General features: G+C 65.2%; 14 protein-coding genes. 4 read left to right on the top strand and 10 right to left on the bottom strand.

All coding sequences use genetic code 11. The features are described 5' to 3' along the window. Positions 1 to 233 precede the first annotated feature (233 nt). Together ASC81_RS24560 and ASC81_RS24555 are read right to left on the bottom strand one after the other, a co-directional pair. The gene (locus ASC81_RS24560) at positions 234 to 1,670 is read right to left on the bottom strand and encodes a DUF1501 domain-containing protein (RefSeq protein WP_082536798.1); all 1,437 of its coding nucleotides are present in this window, start codon (positions 1,668 to 1,670) and stop codon (positions 234 to 236) included. Then, positions 1,667 to 5,335: a DUF1800 family protein gene (locus ASC81_RS24555; RefSeq protein ID WP_162245960.1), complete on the bottom strand. Its 3,669-nt coding sequence runs from the start codon at positions 5,333 to 5,335 to the stop codon at positions 1,667 to 1,669. Before ASC81_RS24555 ends, ASC81_RS24560 begins: the two co-directional genes overlap by 4 nt. A gap of 542 nt (positions 5,336 to 5,877) precedes the next feature. Here ASC81_RS24555 and ASC81_RS24550 point away from each other — a divergent pair. Further along, the gene (locus tag ASC81_RS24550; RefSeq protein ID WP_056273513.1) at positions 5,878 to 6,885 is read left to right on the top strand and encodes an NAD-dependent epimerase; all 1,008 of its coding nucleotides are present in this window, start codon (positions 5,878 to 5,880) and stop codon (positions 6,883 to 6,885) included. A gap of 87 nt (positions 6,886 to 6,972) precedes the next feature. Next, positions 6,973 to 8,298 (top strand): UDP-glucose/GDP-mannose dehydrogenase family protein, encoded by a 1,326-nt coding sequence (locus ASC81_RS24545; protein WP_056273511.1) that lies wholly within the window; start codon positions 6,973 to 6,975, stop codon positions 8,296 to 8,298. A gap of 64 nt (positions 8,299 to 8,362) precedes the next feature. Here the strand turns inward: ASC81_RS24545 and rfbC are convergent, their stop codons facing one another. From rfbC to ASC81_RS24505, 8 genes are read right to left on the bottom strand one after another with little or no spacing between them, the layout of a single operon-like run. Then, complete coding sequence (rfbC, locus tag ASC81_RS24540) at positions 8,363 to 8,914, bottom strand: dTDP-4-dehydrorhamnose 3,5-epimerase (protein WP_056273509.1); 552 nt, start codon at positions 8,912 to 8,914, stop codon at positions 8,363 to 8,365. 5 nt (positions 8,915 to 8,919) lie between these two features. Beyond that, positions 8,920 to 9,804 carry a glucose-1-phosphate thymidylyltransferase RfbA gene (rfbA, locus tag ASC81_RS24535; RefSeq protein ID WP_056273507.1) on the bottom strand — a complete coding sequence of 295 codons (885 nt, stop codon included), beginning with the start codon at positions 9,802 to 9,804 and terminating at the stop codon, positions 8,920 to 8,922. A gap of 20 nt (positions 9,805 to 9,824) precedes the next feature. Further along, positions 9,825 to 10,706 carry a dTDP-4-dehydrorhamnose reductase gene (gene rfbD / locus ASC81_RS24530; RefSeq protein WP_056273504.1) on the bottom strand — a complete coding sequence of 294 codons (882 nt, stop codon included), beginning with the start codon at positions 10,704 to 10,706 and terminating at the stop codon, positions 9,825 to 9,827. A 4-nt stretch (positions 10,707 to 10,710) separates the two neighbouring features. Then, on the bottom strand, positions 10,711 to 11,766 hold the full coding sequence (rfbB, locus tag ASC81_RS24525; RefSeq protein WP_056273501.1) for a dTDP-glucose 4,6-dehydratase: 1,056 nt from the start codon (positions 11,764 to 11,766) through the stop codon (positions 10,711 to 10,713). Between the two features lies 1 nt (position 11,767). Beyond that, positions 11,768 to 13,201 (bottom strand): mannose-1-phosphate guanylyltransferase/mannose-6-phosphate isomerase, encoded by a 1,434-nt coding sequence (locus ASC81_RS24520; RefSeq protein ID WP_235533762.1) that lies wholly within the window; start codon positions 13,199 to 13,201, stop codon positions 11,768 to 11,770. 3 nt (positions 13,202 to 13,204) lie between these two features. After that, positions 13,205 to 14,224, bottom strand: coding sequence for a UDP-glucose 4-epimerase GalE (gene galE / locus ASC81_RS24515; protein WP_056273500.1), 1,020 nt, complete (start codon positions 14,222 to 14,224; stop codon positions 13,205 to 13,207). Next, entirely contained in the window at positions 14,224 to 15,399 is a 1,176-nt protein-coding gene (locus ASC81_RS24510) for an outer membrane beta-barrel protein (RefSeq protein WP_056273498.1), read from the bottom strand. Before ASC81_RS24510 ends, galE begins: the two co-directional genes overlap by 1 nt. A 55-nt stretch (positions 15,400 to 15,454) precedes the next feature. Continuing rightward, a complete protein-coding gene (locus ASC81_RS24505) occupies positions 15,455 to 16,843 on the bottom strand; it encodes an undecaprenyl-phosphate glucose phosphotransferase (RefSeq protein WP_200946978.1) in 1,389 nt (462 codons plus the stop codon). A 136-nt stretch (positions 16,844 to 16,979) separates the two neighbouring features. Between ASC81_RS24505 and ASC81_RS24500 the strand changes: the two genes are divergently transcribed. Together ASC81_RS24500 and ubiB are read left to right on the top strand one after the other, a co-directional pair. Continuing rightward, a complete protein-coding gene (locus ASC81_RS24500) occupies positions 16,980 to 17,534 on the top strand; it encodes a hypothetical protein (RefSeq protein WP_056273495.1) in 555 nt (184 codons plus the stop codon). Further along, positions 17,531 to 19,093 carry a ubiquinone biosynthesis regulatory protein kinase UbiB gene (gene ubiB / locus ASC81_RS24495; RefSeq protein WP_056273492.1) on the top strand — a complete coding sequence of 521 codons (1,563 nt, stop codon included), beginning with the start codon at positions 17,531 to 17,533 and terminating at the stop codon, positions 19,091 to 19,093. Before ASC81_RS24500 ends, ubiB begins: the two co-directional genes overlap by 4 nt. The last annotated feature ends 21 nt before the right edge of the window (positions 19,094 to 19,114 follow it).

Raw genomic sequence — 19,114 nt, 5'->3', positions numbered from 1 at the left:
ACGGCCCGAAAGCAAAAGTTGCAGCCGTGATGCAAACCACGCGGCCGTGGAGCGTGACGGGCATGAAGCCCAGATACAAACCGCAGCACAGCGTTTTGGCGCCGTGCGGCGGGTCATCTCACGTCGCGTGCTCGTCTATTCAGCAGGTGCTCAAACGGGTCTCAGACAAACGAGCGCAGGGCTGCATCCGCTGCGCTTGATGCGTGCGGAAACCTCGATGGATTGCGCTGGCTTCAAGCGAAGAGCGCTGGCCCGGCGCCGAAGCTGGACAGGTTGGGCAGCACGAGCTGCTGCTCGGTGGGGCTCAGGCCCATCCAGCCCGACAGGCTGCCGGCCAACTGGGTCACGCCGGTGCTGGGCAACAGCCGGCCGGAGCCGATGTCGGTCGCGGTACCCAGCGCGGTGGTGGGGAAGTTGCCGAGAATCTGCTTGCCCTTGACCGCACCGCCGGCCACGAAATGATGGCTGCCCCAGCCGTGGTCGCTGCCCGCCCCGTTGCTCAGCAGCGTACGGCCGAAGTCTGAGGCGGTGAACAGAGTGACGTTGTTCTGCAGGCCCAGACTATTCAACGCCGTCATGAAGTAATTGATCGACTGTGCAACCTGAGCCATCTGCACAGGTTGGTCGCGCATCTGGTTGGCATGGGTGTCGAAGCCGCCCATCTGCACCATGAAAACCTGGCGCCGCATACCCAGGGTCTGGTTGGCAGCAATCATCTGCAGCACCACTCGCAACTGGCGAGCCAGGCTCAGCTGGTCCAGCGTGGTGTTGGAGGCGTTGACCCGCGCGATGGCGGTAGTGGGAATGGCGGGCACATTCACGCTCGACAGTGCGGTTTGGAGCATGGCATTGGCGCTCAACCCCCGTTGCATCACGCGCGCGTATTCGGTCTGCAGGCGGTCGGTGGTGCTGGCCGCATAGGCTCGTTGCAACGCAGCACCGGCACTGCTGGAATTGAATACGCTGCCGCCGTTCATGCTGGTTGCCAGGACGGGTCCCTCCTGGCCAATCTGGTACTGACTGACGCTGCTGCCTGACAGGAACACGGCATTGCCGCTGGCCGACACGGCGGTGAAGACCGGTTGCGCATTGGCCGACATGAGAATGTCGCCCATGCGCCCACCCCAGCCGGAGGGAGCGCCTTCCGGAGCGAGGCTCTGCCAGGTGGAAGCTTGGTCGTTGTGCGAGAACAGCTTGGCGGGCACGCCCATGCCGGCCACGTATTCGGCCTTGGTAATGGGGCGCACCAGCGGGCCCACGTTGGCGACGACGGCGGCTTGTCCGGCCTCGTACAGGTCACGCAGGGGGGACAGCTCCATCGGCATGCCGAAGCTGCGGCCGGCGGCTTGGCCTGTGGCGGTAATGCCCTGGAGGCGGTTGGCTGCCCAGGCGAGCTCGCCTCGGGCGCTGACGTATTCGGCGTAACCCGTGGCATCGATGGGCACGACCCAGTTGTGGGTATCGCTGCCGCCGTTCAGGTACAGACAAACCAGTGCCTTGTAGCCGCTGGTAGTGGCCGCCTGGCTGTTCTGGCTGGCCAGAGCAGCCAAGCCGGCCAGGCTCGTGACCAAGGGCAGGCTGCGGTGCGGAATTGCCGCGCTGGCAGCCAAGCCACCCACGGCGCGAAGAAAGCTGCGGCGGGAGGCGTCAGTGCGGGTAGATCGAGTCATCGTTGCACCAGGTATTCGGGTGAGGCCAGCGCGAGGAACACGGCGACGCGGGCGCGGTTGAGGTGGCTGGACGCGTCGATACCGCTCACGCTGATCATGGCGTCCATCAGGTCTTGCTTGAGCGCGCTGCTCATGCGGCCGGCATACAGCAGCAGGTTTAGTCGCTCGACCACCGCTGCCAACTGACCTGTGGCCACCAGGGAGGCCAGCGGTTGCAGCTCAGCAGTCGTGTCAATTTGCGAGCCGTTCCAGCCGATGCCGGCGCCAGCCATGCGTTGAGCTATGTTCACCCATTGCGTTGTGGTCGCTTCGCTAACGATCTGCATCGTTGGCACCGTGATGCGGTCGCCTGAGAAGACCGTGTTCGGCGGCACGTAGCCTGGCCTGAAGTAGCCGAACACCGAACCAGCGTGGAACTGGCGCTGGCCCAGCGGTTCAAGGTCGTTGGTGATGGTGTACTGGCCGCTCATCGACGTGGCCTGCAAACTGCGCATCCAGTGCGCCACGCGGGCGACCGGCTCGCGCAGCTTGCCAACGCTGTTGGCCGGCGGGTTGACAGCTTCGCTATCCGTCAGGATGGCGCGTGCCACGGCGGCCAGGTCGCCCCGCACGCCCTTGCCGTTGTTGTTGAACGCAGCAGCAACGCGACCCACATAGGCATTGCTGGGGTGGCTGCTTACAAGGTGCTGGATGAGTTGGCGGCTGATGAAGGGTCCGACGTTCGGGTGGTTGAACAGGGCATCGAGCGCCGTCTTCAGGTCAGCCTGCGCACTGCTGCCTGCCGGCATCACTGCCGCATTCGGCTTGCCGCTGAACAGTCGTTTTTCGCTCATCGAATGAAGCCCTGGGTAGGCTTTCAGCGGCAGTGTGTCGATTCGCTGGTCGTTGGCGGCGCTGATGTCGGGGCTCGCGTAGCGGAAGGTGTGTTCGGTGAGCTGCGCGTCGGGGAAGGCCCAGCTCCAGCCTGTGAACACCTTCGACAGGGCCATCACGTCATCGTTGGTGTAGGTTTCGATGGGCTGGCCGCTGCCGTTGAGCTTTGGGCTGCCGTCGGCATTCAACTCGTGCAGACCGATGGTGAAGAGCTGCATCACCTCGCGTGCGAAGTTTTCGTCGGGCATGCGGCCGACGGCCGCGTTCTCAGGCCTGTTGCGGATGTGGGAGAGATAGATGCCCATCGCCGGGCTGAGCGCGACCTGCTCCAGCAGGTCGCGGTAGTTGCCCAGCGCATGGCGATTGAGCGTGTCGACGTATTGAGCGTAGGCGCGAGCGTGGTGGTAGAGATTCGAATCGGCTTGCGACACCATCAGGATGTGGTGCAAAGCAAAGCCCATGCGCCTGCGCAGCTGGTCTGGGCTGGTGGCGGCCGATGCCCAGAAGCGCTGGCCCACCCAGTTGGGTGTGTAGCTGGCACCGTTGGGACGGTAGGCATCGCCCAGGTTGTAGCGAGACTGCACGGCCGCCACCATGTCAGCCGTGAAGGGCAGGGCAAGCTGTTCATCGACCCAGGCTGCCTGGCCGATCACCGCCACGCGATCGATTTCGGCGACCGTGGGGCCGAAGCTCGCCTGCTGCAGGAAGCGGGAAGCCGATTTCTGGGCAGCGCTGGCGACAGCCGTGGCCGCAGGCACCGTGAAGCGCAGCGCGCCGGGGATGTACATGGCGCCGTTGGTGGCGGCGGCGGAAAGGCCGTCCAGGCCGTATTCACCGACACCGGAATCGAACACCACGCCACTGGCAAACGGCACCAGCGTGGAACTGCCGGTGTTCACGTACTGCACGAACAGATTGCGATCCACGCCGTTGACGCTGCCGTCGTTCGTGTAGACGAGGTCAATGCGACTTCCGGCCGAGAGGCGCGGCACAGCAAATCGGTAGTCCGCAGGGGTGCTGCTGCGCACTTCGGCATTGCCCACGATCACCCCATCCACCCGCAGCTGCATCATGGCTCCGACACCACCCGCCAGCGTCGCGTAGGCACGAACAGTCAGCGAGTCGGTGATGTTGGCGGTGGGCCATGAGGTGGTCAGCGTGCCGGAGGCATAGCTGACCCCGGAGGAGGTGGGCGTGACGAAGGTAGCGCCGGCGATGAGGTAGCTGACGTTGAGTTGGCGGGTCACGCCGTCGACGSTGCCCGGGTTGGAGAAGGCGACGACGACCTTGCTGCCCGGCTTGAGGGCGGTGGTGGGCATCAGGTAGTCGACGGGCGAGGCGTTGGTGACGTTCGCAGCGGAGACGGCCACGCCGTCGACCCACAGCGTCATCAGCGCGGCCCAGAACATATTGCCGCTGGGAGACAGGACATCGGCGCCGTCGAAGGCAGCCGCGCCGTTGCCGCGGTCATAGGTGTTGCCGGCCATGCCCGGCAGCAAGACGGTGTTGCGTGTGGTGGCGTAGGCAATGAACAGGTCACGATCAGCGCCGTCGGCCGCGTTGCTGAAGGCGATGTCCAGCTTGCGTCCTGCCGTCATGGGCGGCACGGCAAAGCGGTAGTCGGCATGGTCGATTGAATTGACCTGCGCGCTGCCGACGAGGATGCCGTCGACGAACACCTGCATGGCCGGACCGGTGCCGGCAGCCAGCGTGCCGCGGGCGCGGACGGTGAGGGAGTCGGTGAGGTTGGCGTCGGGCCAAGCGGCGTCGATGACATTGTTCGTCGCACGCAGCACGGTCTTGCCCGAGATGGCATAGGCCAGCTGCAAGCCGCGGTCCTGGACAGGATTKGTGTAGACGACTTCGACGCGCTGGCCGGACTTCATGGGCAGCGTGGGTAGGCTGACGTCAGCCAGCGTGGTGGAGCGCAGCTCCACTGTGCCGATGACAACGCCATCGACCCGAACTTGGACGATGGGACCGACATCGCTGGCCAGGCGTGCGCTGGCGCGCAGCGTCAGCGAGTCCGTCATGTTGGCCGCGGGCCACTTGCCGCGCAGGGCGCCGTTGGCGGTGAGCAGGTTCTGCGTGGTGGACGCAGCGTTGATGCTATCGAAAGCTGCCAGGCCGCTGCCGGCATCGAACACAACACCGCCGGCGCCGGGCTGCAGCACGGTGGTGCCCGACATCAGGTAGTGCACGCGCAGGCTGCGCACCTGGCTGTCGACCGTGCCGGCATTGGCAAASGCGACTTCCACGCGGCTGCCGACAGCCAAAGGCGGGGCTGCGAATACAAAGTCGGCCGGATCGGCGGAAGAGACCGTGCTGGAGCCAACCACGATGCCGTCGACGCGCACGCTCATCTCAGCGCCGACGCCACCGGCGCTGGTGCCACTGGCGCGTACGGTGATGCGGTCGCTCAGGTTGGCCGCAGGCCAAATGACTCGCAGGGCRCCGGCGTTGTAAAGGCCGCTGACGCCGGCAACGACGTTCTCGCCATCGAAGGCAGCGTTGCCGACACCCTTGTCGAAAGTGACGATGGAAGCGGTGGGCAGCACGGCGGTGTCCGCGGTGCTGATCTGCTGCACGAACAGATTGCGGTCCACGCCGTTGACGACGGAGTCGTTGGTGTAGACCACGTCGACCTGGCTGCCCGGCTTGAGACTGGGTACGGCGAGCGTGTAGTCGGTGGGCCAGGTGGCCCGCACTTCCACGGTATCGGTGACCACACCGTCCACCCGCACCGAGACCATCGCGCCCACACCGCCTGCAACGTCAGCGTAGGCACGCACGGTCACGGTCGTTGCGGCGCCACCGTCGCCGGTACCGGCGGTTGATTGAATCCTTCGGGCCGGCTCTTGCAGCGTCGAGGAAACCTGCGCTTGAGTCAGTGTTTCAGACGTCCCCAGCACGACCATAGCGCCACTGCCTTGAGATGGCTCTCCGGCATCCTTGCCCCCACCGCAGGCGCTCATCAAGGCGGCAGTAAAAACGAGCGTGATCGTGGATGAGAACGAACGCGAGAAGTCAGTCAGGAATTGCATGTCTTTGCGGCCGGGGCGGAGGAACAACCACGCCAGGCCCGCTGCCGGCGTCTGGCCGGATTGTCGGGCGGCCGCCCCCTTGGATAGGGGGGTTCCGACTTGAAAGCAAAAGTAGCGCACGTGACCCAGGCCACGCGGTTTGGGCATTAGGCGCCGCAGCCGGTCATATCGCACGAGTGCGCCGCGACGCCGTCGACTGCAGTCTGGGGTGTACGCGTCGCGAAAGCCATCACTAGAGGCTGTTGGACAATGCAGCCGCCCAAGGTCCACCCCCAGCTTAGGAATCCATCGTGAAGGTACTCGTCACCGGCGCCGCCGGCTTCATCGGCATGCATGTCAGCCAGATCCTGCTGGATCGTGGTGACCAGGTGGTCGGCCTGGACAACTTGAATGACTACTACAGCCCGCAGCTCAAGCACGACCGCCTGGCACGGCTGACGCCCAAGCCGGGCTTCAGCTTCGTGCAGATGGATGTGGCCGACCGCGAAGGCATGGCCAAGCTGTTCACCGAACAGCGCTTCGATCGCGTGGTCCACCTGGCCGCCCAGGCTGGTGTGCGCTATTCCATTGAGAACCCGCACGCCTACATCGACAGCAACATCGTCGGATTCACGAACGTGCTCGAGGGCTGCCGGCACAGCGGCGTGCAGCATCTCGCCTATGCGTCGAGCTCCAGCGTCTATGGCGGCAACACGCTGATGCCGTTCTCCGAGCATCACGGCGTTGACCACCCGATCAGCCTCTATGCCGCGACGAAGAAGGCCAACGAGCTGATGGCGCACACGTACTCGCACCTGTTCGGCCTGCCGACGACGGGGTTGCGCTTCTTCACGGTCTACGGGCCTTGGGGCCGGCCCGATATGGCGCTCTTCTTGTTCACCAAGGCCATCATCGAAGGCCGCCCAATCAACGTGTTCAACCACGGCAAGATGATTCGCGATTTCACCTATGTCGATGACATCGCTGAAGGTGTCGTGCGGGTGCTGGACCGCACGGCCACGGCCGACCCGGCCTACGACCCTGCCAAGGGTGACCCGGCACGCTCCAGCGCGCCGTATCGCGTGTTCAACATCGGCAACCATGCGCCCATCGAGCTGATGAGCTTCATCCAAGCCATCGAGCAGGCGGTGGGCTGCGAGGCCGTGAAGAACTTCATGCCGCTGCAGGACGGCGATGTACCGGCGACGCATGCGGATGTCGAGGAACTTGCCGCCTGGACCGATTTCCGGCCGGCCATGCCCGTGCCCGACGGCATCAACCGCTTCGTGGCCTGGTACCGCGACTACTACAAGGTCTGATCGGCCGGAGGCCTTGTCACAACTCTCCACAGCGCTGTCACACGACGACATTAAAAACGCGTGACTCGAAGCTGATGGAGAGCAGGAATGAAGGTCACAGCCATTGGCGCTGGCTACGTTGGGCTGGTCACAGGTGCGTGCCTGGCCGAGATGGGCAACCACGTCGTCTGTCTGGACGTCGATGCGGAGAAGATCCGCACCCTGGACCGGGGCGAGATTCCCATCCATGAACCGGGCCTGCTGGAGATCGTGCGGCGCAATGCGGCCGCCGGTCGCCTGCAGTTCACGACGGATGTGGATCTGGCCGTGCAACACGGCACCATGCTTTTCGTGGCGGTCGGTACCCCTCCCGGCGAGGATGGCTCGGCTGATTTGCAATATGTTGTAGCGGCGGCCAGATCCATCGGTCAGCGCATGACCGACTACAAGGTCATCGTCGACAAGAGCACGGTCCCTGTCGGAACTGCGGATCGCGTGCGCGATGCGATCCAGGAAGAGCTGGACAAGCGAGGCCGGGGTGACATGCCCTATGCGGTTATCTCCAACCCCGAGTTCCTCAAAGAGGGCGCGGCGGTCGAGGACTTCATGAAGCCGGATCGCATCATCGTTGGCGCCGACGACGATCAGGCCACGCTGCTGATGCGTGCGCTATACGCGCCCTTCAACCGCACCCAGGATCGCATGCTGATCATGGACGTCAAAAGCGCCGAGTTCACCAAGTACGCTGCAAACGCCATGCTGGCGACGCGCATCAGCTTCATGAACGAGCTGGCCCTGCTGGCCGAGAAGGTCGGCGCTGACATCGAACTGGTACGCCGCGGCATCGGCTCGGACGCCCGCATCGGCTATCAGTTCCTATACGCCGGCGCGGGCTACGGTGGCTCCTGTTTTCCCAAGGACGTGAAGGCCCTGGTCAAGACGGGAGCCGACCATGGCGTGGCCTTGAAGGTTCTGACAGCGGTGGAAGATGCCAACGAGCGTCAGAAGCGCGTGCTGGTCGACAAGGTGGTGGCCCGCTTTGGCGAAGACTTGAAGGGCCGCCGTTTCGCGCTGTGGGGCCTGGCCTTCAAACCCAACACCGACGACATGCGTGAGGCGCCGTCGCTGGTGGTCATCGATGAGCTGACGAAGCGCGGCGCAACAGTGGCGGCCTATGACCCGGTGTCCATGCCTGAGGCTGCGCGCATCCTCGGGCCGCGTGACGACGTGAGGCTGGTGCAGCGCGCCGACATGGCGCTGCAAGGGGCCGACGCCCTGCTGATCGTGACCGAGTGGAAGGAGTTCCGCACGCCGGACTTCGACGCGATGAAGGCCCTGTTGAAGGAGCCGGTGGTCTTGGACGGCCGCAACCTGTACGACCCCAAGCTGATGAAGATGCTGGGCATCGATTACCGCGGCATCGGCCGGGCTTGAGCCGCCTCGACGCAACGAGAACGCCCTCCAGCGGGGGGCGTCTTTCAAGGCGCGGAGTTGCGCGTCAGTCGAAGGTCTTGGCGTCGGCCAGCAGCGGGGCGGCCACGTCCTTGGCAGACAGCTGCGGCACGATGCCGTCAAGCGGCCAGGCAATGCCGACCGTCGGATCGTCCCAGCGCACGGCGCCTTCGCATTCGGGAGCGTAGCGGCCGCTGGTCTTGTAGAGGAAGTCAGCCGTCTCGCTGATGACGACGAAACCATGCGCAAAGCCAGGCGGGATCCAGAGCTGGCGCTGGTTCTCGGCTGACAGCTCATAGCCGACCCAGCGGCCGAAGTTGCCGCTGGAGCGGCGCATGTCCACGGCCACGTCGAAGACAGCACCTGACGTGCAGCGCACCAGCTTGCCCTGTGCATGCGGGTGCAGTTGGTAGTGCAGGCCGCGCAGCACGCCGCGCGATGAGCGCGAATGGTTGTCCTGCACGAAGTGGATGTCGTAGCCCAGCGCTGCATTGAAGCGCGCCTCGTTCCAGCTCTCCATGAAGAAGCCGCGGGCGTCGCCGAAGACCTTGGGTTCGATGAGCAGGACTTCGGGCAGGGCGGTCGGTGTGACTTGCATCGCGATCAGAAAACCTTCTCGGTCAGCACCTTCAGCAGGTACTGGCCGTAGCCATTCTTGGCCAGCGGCTTGGCCAGCGCTTCGAGCTGGGCGACGTCGATCCAGCCGGCACGGAAGGCGATCTCTTCGGGGCAGGCGACCTTCAGGCCCTGACGCTTTTCCAGCGTCGCGATGAACTGGCCGGCTTCCATCAGGCTGTCATGCGTACCGGTGTCCAGCCAGGCATAGCCGCGGCCCATGATCTCGACGCTGAGCTGGCCGCGCTTGAGGTACTCGGCATTGACGTCGGTGATCTCCAGCTCGCCACGCGGGCTGGGCTTGATGTTTGCCGCGATGTCGCAGACCTGTTCGTCGTAGAAATACAGGCCGGTGACGGCGTAGTTGCTCTTGGGCGCCTTGGGCTTTTCTTCGATGGAAAGCGCGCGCTTGTCGGCGTCGAACTCGACGACGCCGTAGCGCTCGGGGTCATGCACGTGATAGGCAAAGACACTGGCGCCGCCATCACGGCTGGTTGCATTGCCGAGCAGGCCTGCAAAGTCGTGGCCGTAGAAGATGTTGTCGCCCAGCACCAGCGCGCTGGGATGGTCGCCGACGAAGTCACGGCCGAGGATGAAGGCTTGCGCCAAGCCGTCCGGGCTGGGCTGGACGCAATAGCTGATGTTCAGGCCCCAACGCGAACCGTCGCCGAGCAGGGCCTCAAAACGCGGAATGTCCTGGGGCGTGCTGATCAGGAGGATGTCGCGAATGCCCGCGAGCATCAGCGTGCTCAGCGGGTAATAGACCATGGGCTTGTCGTAGACCGGCAGCAACTGCTTGCTGAGCGCCAGCGTGGCCGGGTGCAGGCGGGTGCCAGACCCTCCGGCGAGGATGATGCCCTTGCGGCTTTTCATGAACGACCTCTGAACTGCGTTTAAAGAATTTCGGACAGCATGCGCTGCACGCCCTGCTGCCAGCTCGGCAGCTGCAAGCCGAAGCGCTGCTGCAGCTTGGCCGTCGACAGGCGGGAGTTCAGCGGCCGCTTGGCGGGCGTCGGGTAGTCGCTGGTCGGGATGGCCAGGATTTGCTCCGGTGCCACCTTGATGACTTTGCCCTGCTGGCGTGCGAACTCGATGACAAAGCGGGCGTAGTCGTGCCAGTTCGTCTCGCCACCGGCGACCGCGTGATAGGTCCCAGTCAGCGCGGGGTTGGCCCGCGCGGCGCGCAGCATGTGCGCCGTCAGGTCGGCCAACAGCTCGGCGCCGGTGGGTGCACCAATCTGGTCGGCAATCACCTTGAGCTGCTCGCGCTCGGCCGCCAGACGCAGCATGGTCTTGGCGAAGTTGCCGCCACGGGCGGCATAGACCCAGCTGGTGCGCAGGATGAGGTGCTGGCAGCCGCTGGCGCGGATGGCATCCTCGCCCTCGGCCTTGGTGGCGCCGTAGACGCTCAGCGGGGCGATTGGGGCCTCTTCGTCACGCGGCTGGTCGCCGCTGCCGTCGAAGACATAGTCGGTCGAGTAGTGCACGAACAGCGCGCCCAGGCGCTTGGCCTCGATGGCCAGCAGGGCAGGCGTCGTGGCGTTGATCTGGCGGGCCAGGTCGGGCTCGCTCTCGGCCTTGTCGACGGCGGTGTGGGCGGCGGCATTGACGATGACCTGGGGCGCGATGCCTTGCACTGTCGCCAGCAGGGATTCGGGCTGCGTGAAATCGCCGCCGTCGTCGAAGTCCAGCGCCACTACCTCGCCGGCCACGGCCAGTGAGCGTTGCAGTTCCCAGCCGACCTGGCCGCCCTTGCCCAGTAGAAGAATCTTCATCGCTTCAACCGTATTGCTTGGCGACCCAGTCGCGATAGGCGCCGCTTTGCACGCGGGCGACCCATTCCGGATGGTCGAGATACCACTGCACCGTCTTGCGAATGCCGGTCTCGAAGGTCTCGGCCGGGCGCCAGCCGAGCTCGCGCTCGATCTTGCGGGCGTCGATGGCATAGCGGCGGTCGTGGCCCGGCCGGTCTTTCACGTAGGTGATCAGGCGCTCATAAGGGCCATCGGACGAGGGCTTGAATTCGTCGAGCAACGCGCAGACCGTCTTGACGATGTCGATGTTGGCCTTCTCGTTCCAGCCACCGATGTTGTAGGTCTCACCGAGCTTGCCGCCGGCCAGCACGGCGCGGATGCCGCTGCAGTGGTCGGTCACGTAGAGCCAGTCGCGGATCTGCTGGCCATCGCCATAGACGGGCAGGGGCTTGCCCGCAAGGGCGTTGACGATCATCAGCGGGATCAGCTTCTCGGGGAAGTGATAGGGGCCGTAGTTGTTCGAGCAGTTGGTCGTGACGACCGGCATGCCATAAGTGTGATGCCAGGCGCGCACGAGATGGTCGCTGGCCGCCTTGCTTGCCGAGTAAGGGCTGTTGGGCTCGTAAGGATTTGTCTCGGCGAAGGGCGGGTCCTCCGCTTTCAGCGAACCGTAGACCTCGTCGGTCGACACATGGTGGAAACGGAAGGACGCCTTGGCCTCGCCTTCCAAGCCGCTCCAGAAGGCGCGCGCGGCTTCGAGCAACGTGAAGGTGCCGTCGACGTTCGTCTTCATGAAGGCGCCGGGGCCGCTGATGGAGCGGTCCACATGGCTCTCGGCCGCAAAGTGCACGATGGCACGCGGCTTGTGAGTAGCCAGCAGGCGCTCAACGAGCGTGCGGTCACAGATGTCGCCCTTGACGAAAATGTGGCGGGCATCGCCCTGCAGCGCCGCCAGGTTCTCGGGGTTGCCTGCGTAAGTCAGCACGTCGAGATTCACGACGGGCTCGTCCGACTGGCGGAGCCAGTCGAGCACGAAATTGCTGCCAATGAAGCCGGCGCCGCCGGTCACGAGGATGGTCATTTCAGGTCCTGCCGTAGGTGTCTTCGAAGCGGACGATGTCGTCCTCGCCAAGGTAGGAGCCGGACTGGACCTCGATGATCTCCAGCGGCACCTTGCCCGGGTTGGCCAGGCGGTGGGTCTGGCCCAGTGGGATGTAGGTCGACTGGTTCTCGGTCAGCAGGATGGTCTTGTCGCCGTTGACGATTTCGGCCGTGCCGCTGACGACGATCCAATGCTCCGCGCGGTGGTGGTGCATCTGCAGGCTCAGGGATGCACCCGGCTTGACCATGATGCGCTTGACCTGGAAGCGCTCGCCGGAGTCGATGCTGTCGTACCAGCCCCAGGGCCGGTGCACCTTGCGGTGCAGGGCATGCTCGCCGCGCTGTTCAGCGCCCAGGCGGTTGACGATCTGCTTGACCTCCTGGCTGCGTGACCGGTCGCTGACGAGCACGGCGTCAGCGGTCTCGACGACGACGATGTCGGTCAGGCCGACGACGCCGACCAGGCGGCTGGTGGCGTGCACCAAGGTGTTTTTGCTGTCGGCGATCAGGGCGTCACCGACGAAGGCGTTGCCGTTCTCGTCCTTCTCGGACACTTGCCAGACGGCTTCCCAGGCACCCAGGTCGTTCCAGCCCGCATCGAGCGCAACCATGCGCAGCGGGATGTCGGTACCAGGGCAGCGCTCCATGACGGCATAGTCGACGGACTCGCTCGGCACAGCAGCAAACTCCGCCTTGCCGGGCCGCACGAACTTCGCGTCGGTCTTGCGGACGTCCCACGACGCACGCGTGGCGGTGGCGATGTCGGGGCGGAAACGCTCCAGCGCCTTCATCCAGACGCTGGCGCGCAGCACAAACATACCGCTGTTCCAGTAGTAGTCGCCTTCGGCCAAATAACGCTGGGCCGTTTCCAGGTTGGGCTTCTCGACGAACTGCGCGACGGCGAGTCCGGTCGAGTCGCCCGCGGTGCGGATATAGCCATAACCCGTCTCAGGGCGGTCCGGCGTAATGCCCAAGATGGCGATCCCGCCCTCGGCCGCGATACGGATTGCGTCCTGCAGCGCCGCCGTGAAGGCGGCGGCATTGGTGACGGTCTGGTCGGCCGGCGTGACGACAAGGACCGGATCATCACCGCCTTCGAGCGCGGCCAGCGCCGCTAGCGTCAAGGCCGGCGCCGTGTTGCGGCCCGACGGTTCCAGCAGCACACTGCTCGGTTCAAGGCGGGTTTCCCGCAGTTGGTCGAGCACGAGGAAACGGTGCTCTTCGTTGCCGACGATGCAGGGCCCAGCCAGCTCGAACTGGGGCGAAGCCAATGCAGCCAGGCGCCGCGCGGCGAGCTGGAACAGGCTCTCGTTGCCCGACAGCACAAGGAATTGCTTGGGATAGCCGCTGCGCGACAGCGGCCACAGCCGGGTGCCGGAGCCGCCGGCCATGATGACGGGTTGAACCTGGATCATTGTTTAAGCGGGGTTGAAGCCATGAGGATTGAGGTTCTGCCAGCGCCAGCTGTCCTCGCACATGCGCGCAAGGTCGAGCTTCGCTTCCCAGCCAAGCAACTCCCGAGCCAGCGTGGGGTCGGCCCAGCAGGCCGCGATGTCGCCAGGGCGGCGCGGGCCGATTTCATAGGGCACGCTGCGGCCGCTGGCGGCCTCGTAGGCGCGGACCAGGTCGAGCACGCTGTAGCCCTGGCCGGTGCCGAGGTTGACCGTCAGCGAGCCGATATTGCCCAGCAGCCAGCGAAGCGCGGCGACATGACCTTCAGCGAGGTCGCTGACATGGATGTAGTCGCGCACACCGGTGCCGTCTGGCGTGGCGTAGTCATTGCCGAACACGGCCAGCTTGTCGCGCCGACCGACGGCCACCTGGGCGACATAGGGCATCAGGTTGTTCGGCGTGCCGCGCGGGTCCTCGCCGATGCGGCCGCTCTCATGGGCGCCCACCGGGTTGAAGTAGCGCAGGCAGGCGGTCTGCCAGCGCGGATCGGCAACGCCGAGGTCGCGCAGGATCTGCTCGCCCATCAGCTTGGTGGCGCCGTAGGGATTGGTGGACGACGTCGGTGCGTCCTCGCGCAGCGGCAGCTGCTCCGGCGCACCATACACGGTGGCGCTGGAGCTAAAAACTATGCGTGAGCAGCCATGGCGCTTCATGACCTCGCAGGTATTGACGAGGCCGCCGAGGTTGTTGCGGTAGTAGGCCAGCGGTTGGCTGACCGACTCACCGACCGCCTTGTAGGCCGCGAAATGGACCACGGCGGCGGGCTGGTACTTGGCGAAGACCCCGTCCATCGCCGCGGCATCGCAGACATCGGCGCGCTCAAACTCGATCGGCGCGCTGGCCAGCTCAGCCAGACGCTCCAGCACGATAGGCGAGCTGTTGACGAAGTTGTCGACACCGACGACGCGGTAGCCGGCCTGCTGCAGCGCCAGCCAGGTGTGCGAGGCGATATAGCCAGTCGCACCGGTGAGCAAGACGGTGGTCATCAATAGACGATGGCTTGGCCTGTGCAGCCGTAGCCGCTGGCGTTGTAGACGTATTGCGGCACGCTGCTGTCGCGGCTGACGCGGTCGTACTGGCAGCCCAGGCTGAAGCTGCGCGAGATCGCCCAGCGCACGCCGAGGTTGTAGAGCTGGTTGTCGTCGACCGCGTCCGCGACTGGTGCCCCGGATCCGCTGGTGCGCCGCGCTCGGTTGTTGCTCGCCTTGACGTTGAGCTTGATCTTGGCTGTCAATGCATAGCTGCCGCCGAGCTGCCACGACGTGTAGACACGGTCCAGGTCGGCGGCGCGGACGACGCTTTCCTGGCCGGTATCGCGCGAGTATTGGAGATTGAGCTGCAATTTGCCCGTCGGCCGCCAGTCCCAAGCCACGGAGCCGGTCGTGCCGCTGAAGTCCCGAAGCTGGTCGAGGCTGTTCTTGGTTCTGCTGCGGCTGATACGCGTATTCAGCGTGCTGCTGCCACCCGTGCTCCACCGCGTCGTGAAGTCGATGTCATCACGGGTGTAGTCGTTGGGCTGGCTGATCACCACCACCTCACCGGTAGACGGGTCGATGGCCAGGCCGATGGGATAGCGAGGATTCTTGCCCTTGGTGTGCCGCGCAACGACGCCCAGTCGGACGTTGCCCGCGGGCGTTGCATAGACGCCGACGGACGCCGCGTTCTGCTGGTAGACGAAGCGGGCGTACTGCTCGGCCGTGAAGTCGCGCCGCCGGTGCGTCAAGCCGGTCTCCAATGTGTAGCGGGTCGCAACACCAAGGCGCGCGATCGCCTGGTATTCATCGTTGCGCTCGATGTTCTTCTGGCGAATGGGATCGATGCCGCTGCCGATATTAAAGTCGGCCAATGAGCGGTCCGACTTGGCGCTCAGCACACCCGACATTCTGCCGATGGTTTCCCAGTTCAGCGCGCCGCGCAGGCTAGAGGAGCGGTAGTTGAGATCGCTGTTCGTTGAATAGCGGTTGTTCTGCAAGGAGCCGTCCAGCGTCAAATGCTGGCGCCCAAGGCGCTGGTCGATGCCGCCCAGCAGGCCCACGCTGACGACCGTGTCGTCATTCGTTGCGGTGGTCTCCCGGTAGACGTTCGAGACCTTCGAAACGCCGACTGAACCGCCGACGTAGAAGGGCGTGGTGTCGTCGGTCTGGGCGCTGGCTCCGGCCATGGCGGCCAGCAGGCAAGCCGCTGCGAGCGAGGTCCGGACGGGCGAGCGATGGGGCTTAGTAGGCATGGCGGTCAAACACCACCAGCCGCACCGTCCGCAGAATGATCTGCAGATCGAGGGCCAGCGACCAGTTGCGCAAGTATTCAAGATCGTATTCGACGCGTGCGACCATCTTGTCGATGGTGTCGGTCTCGCCGCGCAGGCCGTTGACCTGGGCCCAGCCCGTGATGCCGGGCTTGACCTTGTGGCGCACCATGTAGGCCTTGATGAGCTTGCGGTATTCCTCGTTGTGCGCCACGGCATGCGGGCGCGGGCCCACGATGCTCATGCGGCCTTGCAACACGTTGATGAATTGCGGCAGTTCATCCAGCGAGGTGCGGCGGATGAAGGCGCCGAAAGGCGTGATGCGCGAGTCCCCCTTGGTGGCCTGCTTGACGACGGCACCGTTGTCCTGCGTGCGCATCGAGCGGAACTTGTAGACGATGATCTCTTCGCCGTTCACGCCATTGCGGCGCTGCTTGAAGATGACCGGTCCTGGCGAGCTCAGCTTCACGCCGATGGCAAGCGCCAGCAGGATGGGCGAAATGAGGATCAGGATCAGGCTGGACAGCACGACATCGCTGATGCGCTTGACGAGCTGATTGGTGCCCGTGAAAGGCGTCTCGCAGATGCCGACGACCGGCACACCGTTGATGTCCTGCAGCCGGCCCTGGATGATGCTGATGCCGAACACGTCAGGCACGAAGAAGAGGGACGCCGTGGTGCCCTGTACCTGTTCGAGCAGCTCGACGATGCGAGGCTGCGAGCCCAGCGGCAAGGTGATGTAGACCTCGCGGACGCCCTTGTCGCGCACGAACTCGCTGAGTCGGGCCAGGGGGCCGAGGATGGAGGCGCCCGCTTCGGGATGCAGGCGGTCCGGGCTGCGGTCATCGAAATAACCCAGGCAGATGACGCCCTCGGAGTCGCGCAACGCGCGCGCTACCTTGTGCCCCAGCGGGCCTGCGCCGACGATGACGGCGGTGCGCCGCGCGCTCGGGTCGCGCGCCCGCCATTGCTGGATGCGCCGGCCGATCATGATCGCCGCCATCTGGGCGACCGGCGTGATGATGCCCCACCAGAGCAGTACTTCGTTCTCGAAGTAATACAGGCTGTTGGTCGCATAGCCGCACAGCAACAGAATGCCCAGCAGCACCAGCCAGGACGACACCACGTCCACGATGGCGCTGGCCGGGTGCTCGTTGAAACGGTTGCGGCCCGGGAAGGTGAGGGCGAATATCAGCAGGCACAGCGTCAACGTCGGACGCATCACCGGCTCGTCGAAATGACCGTTCACTAGCAGGAAGGTCAGGACGATGATGCCGGGCTCGAGAAATGCGGCGATCAGGGACTCGACCGACTGCGGCGCGCTGTAGAACGTCCTCTTGTAGCTGCGGTCCTCAAACATCGTGGCGGGTTCGGTGATCCTTGGACCTGGGGACAGGGCGGGCTGAAAAAATGCGACCCTGGATTCTCTACCAACAATTTTGACAACCGAACCGGCCACGTCCCTTGTTCAAGGTCCGCTGCCTACAATCTTGAATATGCCTGCCCCCTGGTCACTTCCGCCTCTGCCGTCCTTCTCGCCACTGCTGATGCCGGCACTGCAGGACCGCCTCGTGCTGCTGATCAACCATGTTGTTTCTCGTGAACCCATCGCGGCCCAGCGGCTGCGACCGCTGGCCGGGCGGGGCCTGGTGGTCCACCTGGCAGGTTGGCCGGGCTTGCTGCCGTCGGCACCGGACCTGGTGCTCGGTGTCACGCCCGCCGGCTTGTTCGAACGCCTGGACACGGCGCCTGCGGGCCAAGGCGGGCTGCGCATCGAGATCGACGCGTCCAACCCCGCGAAACTGGCGCTGGGTGCGCTCAGTGGCGGCGCGCCGACGGTCAGCGTGCAGGGTGATGCCGCCTTTGCCGGCGAAATGCACTGGCTGATGGACAACCTGCGATGGGACATCGAGGACGACCTCGCAGGCATCGTTGGCCCGCTGGCCGCCCGCCAGCTGGGCCAGTTCGGCCGCACGTTGCGGCGCTCGCTGTCCGGCATGGCCCAGCGGTTCGCGCCTTCGATGTCGTCCGCGCCCGGTAGCGGCGCATGAGGTTTGTCTCGCGGCTGCTGGTCATCCTGTGGACAGTCTGGCGTTTCGGCCTCGATGACCTGGCCTTGTCCGGCCTGCAAAGGCGTCGCTTTCAGCTGCTGAGGCGGTTCACGCGGCTCGGCCGGCGCTGGCAGGAGCCCCGCGGCGCGCGTCTACGCTTGGCGCTGGAAGGCCTGGGCCCGATCTTCGTCAAGTTCGGCCAGGTACTGTCCACCCGCCGCGACTTGCTGCCCGAGGACGTCGCGCAGGAGCTGGCCAAACTGCAGGACCGGGTGCCGCCGTTCCCGGCGTCGCTGTCGCGCGAAATGGTCGAGCGCGCCTTTGGCCGGCCGCTGGAGGAGCTGTTCGCCAGCTTCGACGCCGAACCTATTGCCAGCGCCAGCATCGCGCAGGTGCATTTCGCCACGCTGCAAGATGGGCGCGAGGTGGCGGTCAAGGTGCTGCGCCCCGGCATGCTCGACGTCATCGACGACGACCTGTCGCTGATGCGCACGCTGGCCCGCTGGATCGAGCGCTTCTCCGCCGATGGCCGTCGCCTGAAGCCGCGCGAGGTCGTCGCCGAGTTCGACATGTACCTGCATGACGAGCTCGACCTCGTCCGCGAGGCGGCCAATGCCGCCCAGCTACGCCGCAACATGGACGGCCTGGACCTCGTCATGGTGCCGGAGATGCACTGGGACCTATGCAGCCCCGAGGTCATCGTCATGGAGCGCATGAAGGGCGTGCCGATCTCGCAGCTTGCCGTGCTGCAGGAAGCCGGCATCGACATCAAGAAGCTGGCCCGCGACGGCGTGACGATCTTTTTCACCCAGGTGTTCCGGGACGGCTTCTTCCACGCCGACATGCACCCCGGGAATATCCAGGTCAGCCTGGCGCCCGAGACCTTCGGCCGCTACATCGCGCTGGACTTCGGCATCATCGGCACGCTGACCGAGGTGGACAAGGACTATCTGGCGCAGAACTTCATCGCCTTCTTCCAGCGCGACTACAAGCGCGTGGCCGAGCTGCACATCGCCTCGGGCTGGGTGCCACCGCAAACCCGTGTCGATGCGCTCGAAAGCGCGGTCCGGGCGGTCTGCGAACCTCATTTCGATCGGCCGCTGAAGGACATCTCGTTGGGCCAGGTGCTGATGCGCCTGTTCCAGACCTCGCGTCGCTTCAATGTCGAGATTCAGCCCCAGCTCGTGCTGCTGCAGAAGACCCTGCTCAACGTCGAGGGCCTGGGTCGCCAGCTCGACCCCGAACTCGACCTCTGGGCTACGGCCAAGCCGTTCCTGGAGCGCTGGATGAACGAGCAGGTCGGCTGGCCGGCCTTCAACAAGCAGTTGATGAAGGAGGCGCCGCGATTCGCGCAGCTGGTGCCCGAGCTGCCGCGTCTGCTGCACGATGCGCTAAAGCACCAGGCCCAGCGCGGCGGCGACGCCGAGATGCGCGCGCTGGTGCGCGAGCTGCGCAGCACCAACCGCCTGCTGTCGGGCCTGCTCTGGGGCGCGGCCGGCTTCGCGCTGGGCATTGCGCTGGCAGCGCTGACGATGCGCCTTCTGGACCTCGGCGTCTAGTCGTCCGTCGGTTGGCCGCCC

Origin of the sequence: Pelomonas sp. Root405 (assembly GCF_001425165.1) — a bacterium.
GTDB lineage: Bacteria > Pseudomonadota > Gammaproteobacteria > Burkholderiales > Burkholderiaceae_C > Pelomonas.
This window is presented reverse-complemented; position numbering and strand designations above follow the sequence as displayed.

Coding starts and splice junctions, on each gene's coding strand:
- rfbB (WP_056273501.1), bottom strand. CDS start 11,766: ATGACCATCCTCGTGACCGGCGGCGCCGGCTTCATTGGCAGCAATTTC.
- rfbC (WP_056273509.1), bottom strand. CDS start 8,914: ATGCAAGTCACACCGACCGCCCTGCCCGAAGTCCTGCTCATCGAACCC.
- ubiB (WP_056273492.1), top strand. CDS start 17,531: ATGAGGTTTGTCTCGCGGCTGCTGGTCATCCTGTGGACAGTCTGGCGT.
- rfbD (WP_056273504.1), bottom strand. CDS start 10,706: ATGAAGATTCTTCTACTGGGCAAGGGCGGCCAGGTCGGCTGGGAACTG.
- ASC81_RS24500 (WP_056273495.1), top strand. CDS start 16,980: ATGCCTGCCCCCTGGTCACTTCCGCCTCTGCCGTCCTTCTCGCCACTG.
- rfbA (WP_056273507.1), bottom strand. CDS start 9,804: ATGAAAAGCCGCAAGGGCATCATCCTCGCCGGAGGGTCTGGCACCCGC.
- galE (WP_056273500.1), bottom strand. CDS start 14,224: ATGACCACCGTCTTGCTCACCGGTGCGACTGGCTATATCGCCTCGCAC.
- ASC81_RS24560 (WP_082536798.1), bottom strand. CDS start 1,670: ATGACTCGATCTACCCGCACTGACGCCTCCCGCCGCAGCTTTCTTCGC.
- ASC81_RS24510 (WP_056273498.1), bottom strand. CDS start 15,399: ATGGCCGGAGCCAGCGCCCAGACCGACGACACCACGCCCTTCTACGTC.
- ASC81_RS24545 (WP_056273511.1), top strand. CDS start 6,973: ATGAAGGTCACAGCCATTGGCGCTGGCTACGTTGGGCTGGTCACAGGT.
- ASC81_RS24520 (WP_235533762.1), bottom strand. CDS start 13,201: ATGATCCAGGTTCAACCCGTCATCATGGCCGGCGGCTCCGGCACCCGG.
- ASC81_RS24505 (WP_200946978.1), bottom strand. CDS start 16,843: ATGTTTGAGGACCGCAGCTACAAGAGGACGTTCTACAGCGCGCCGCAG.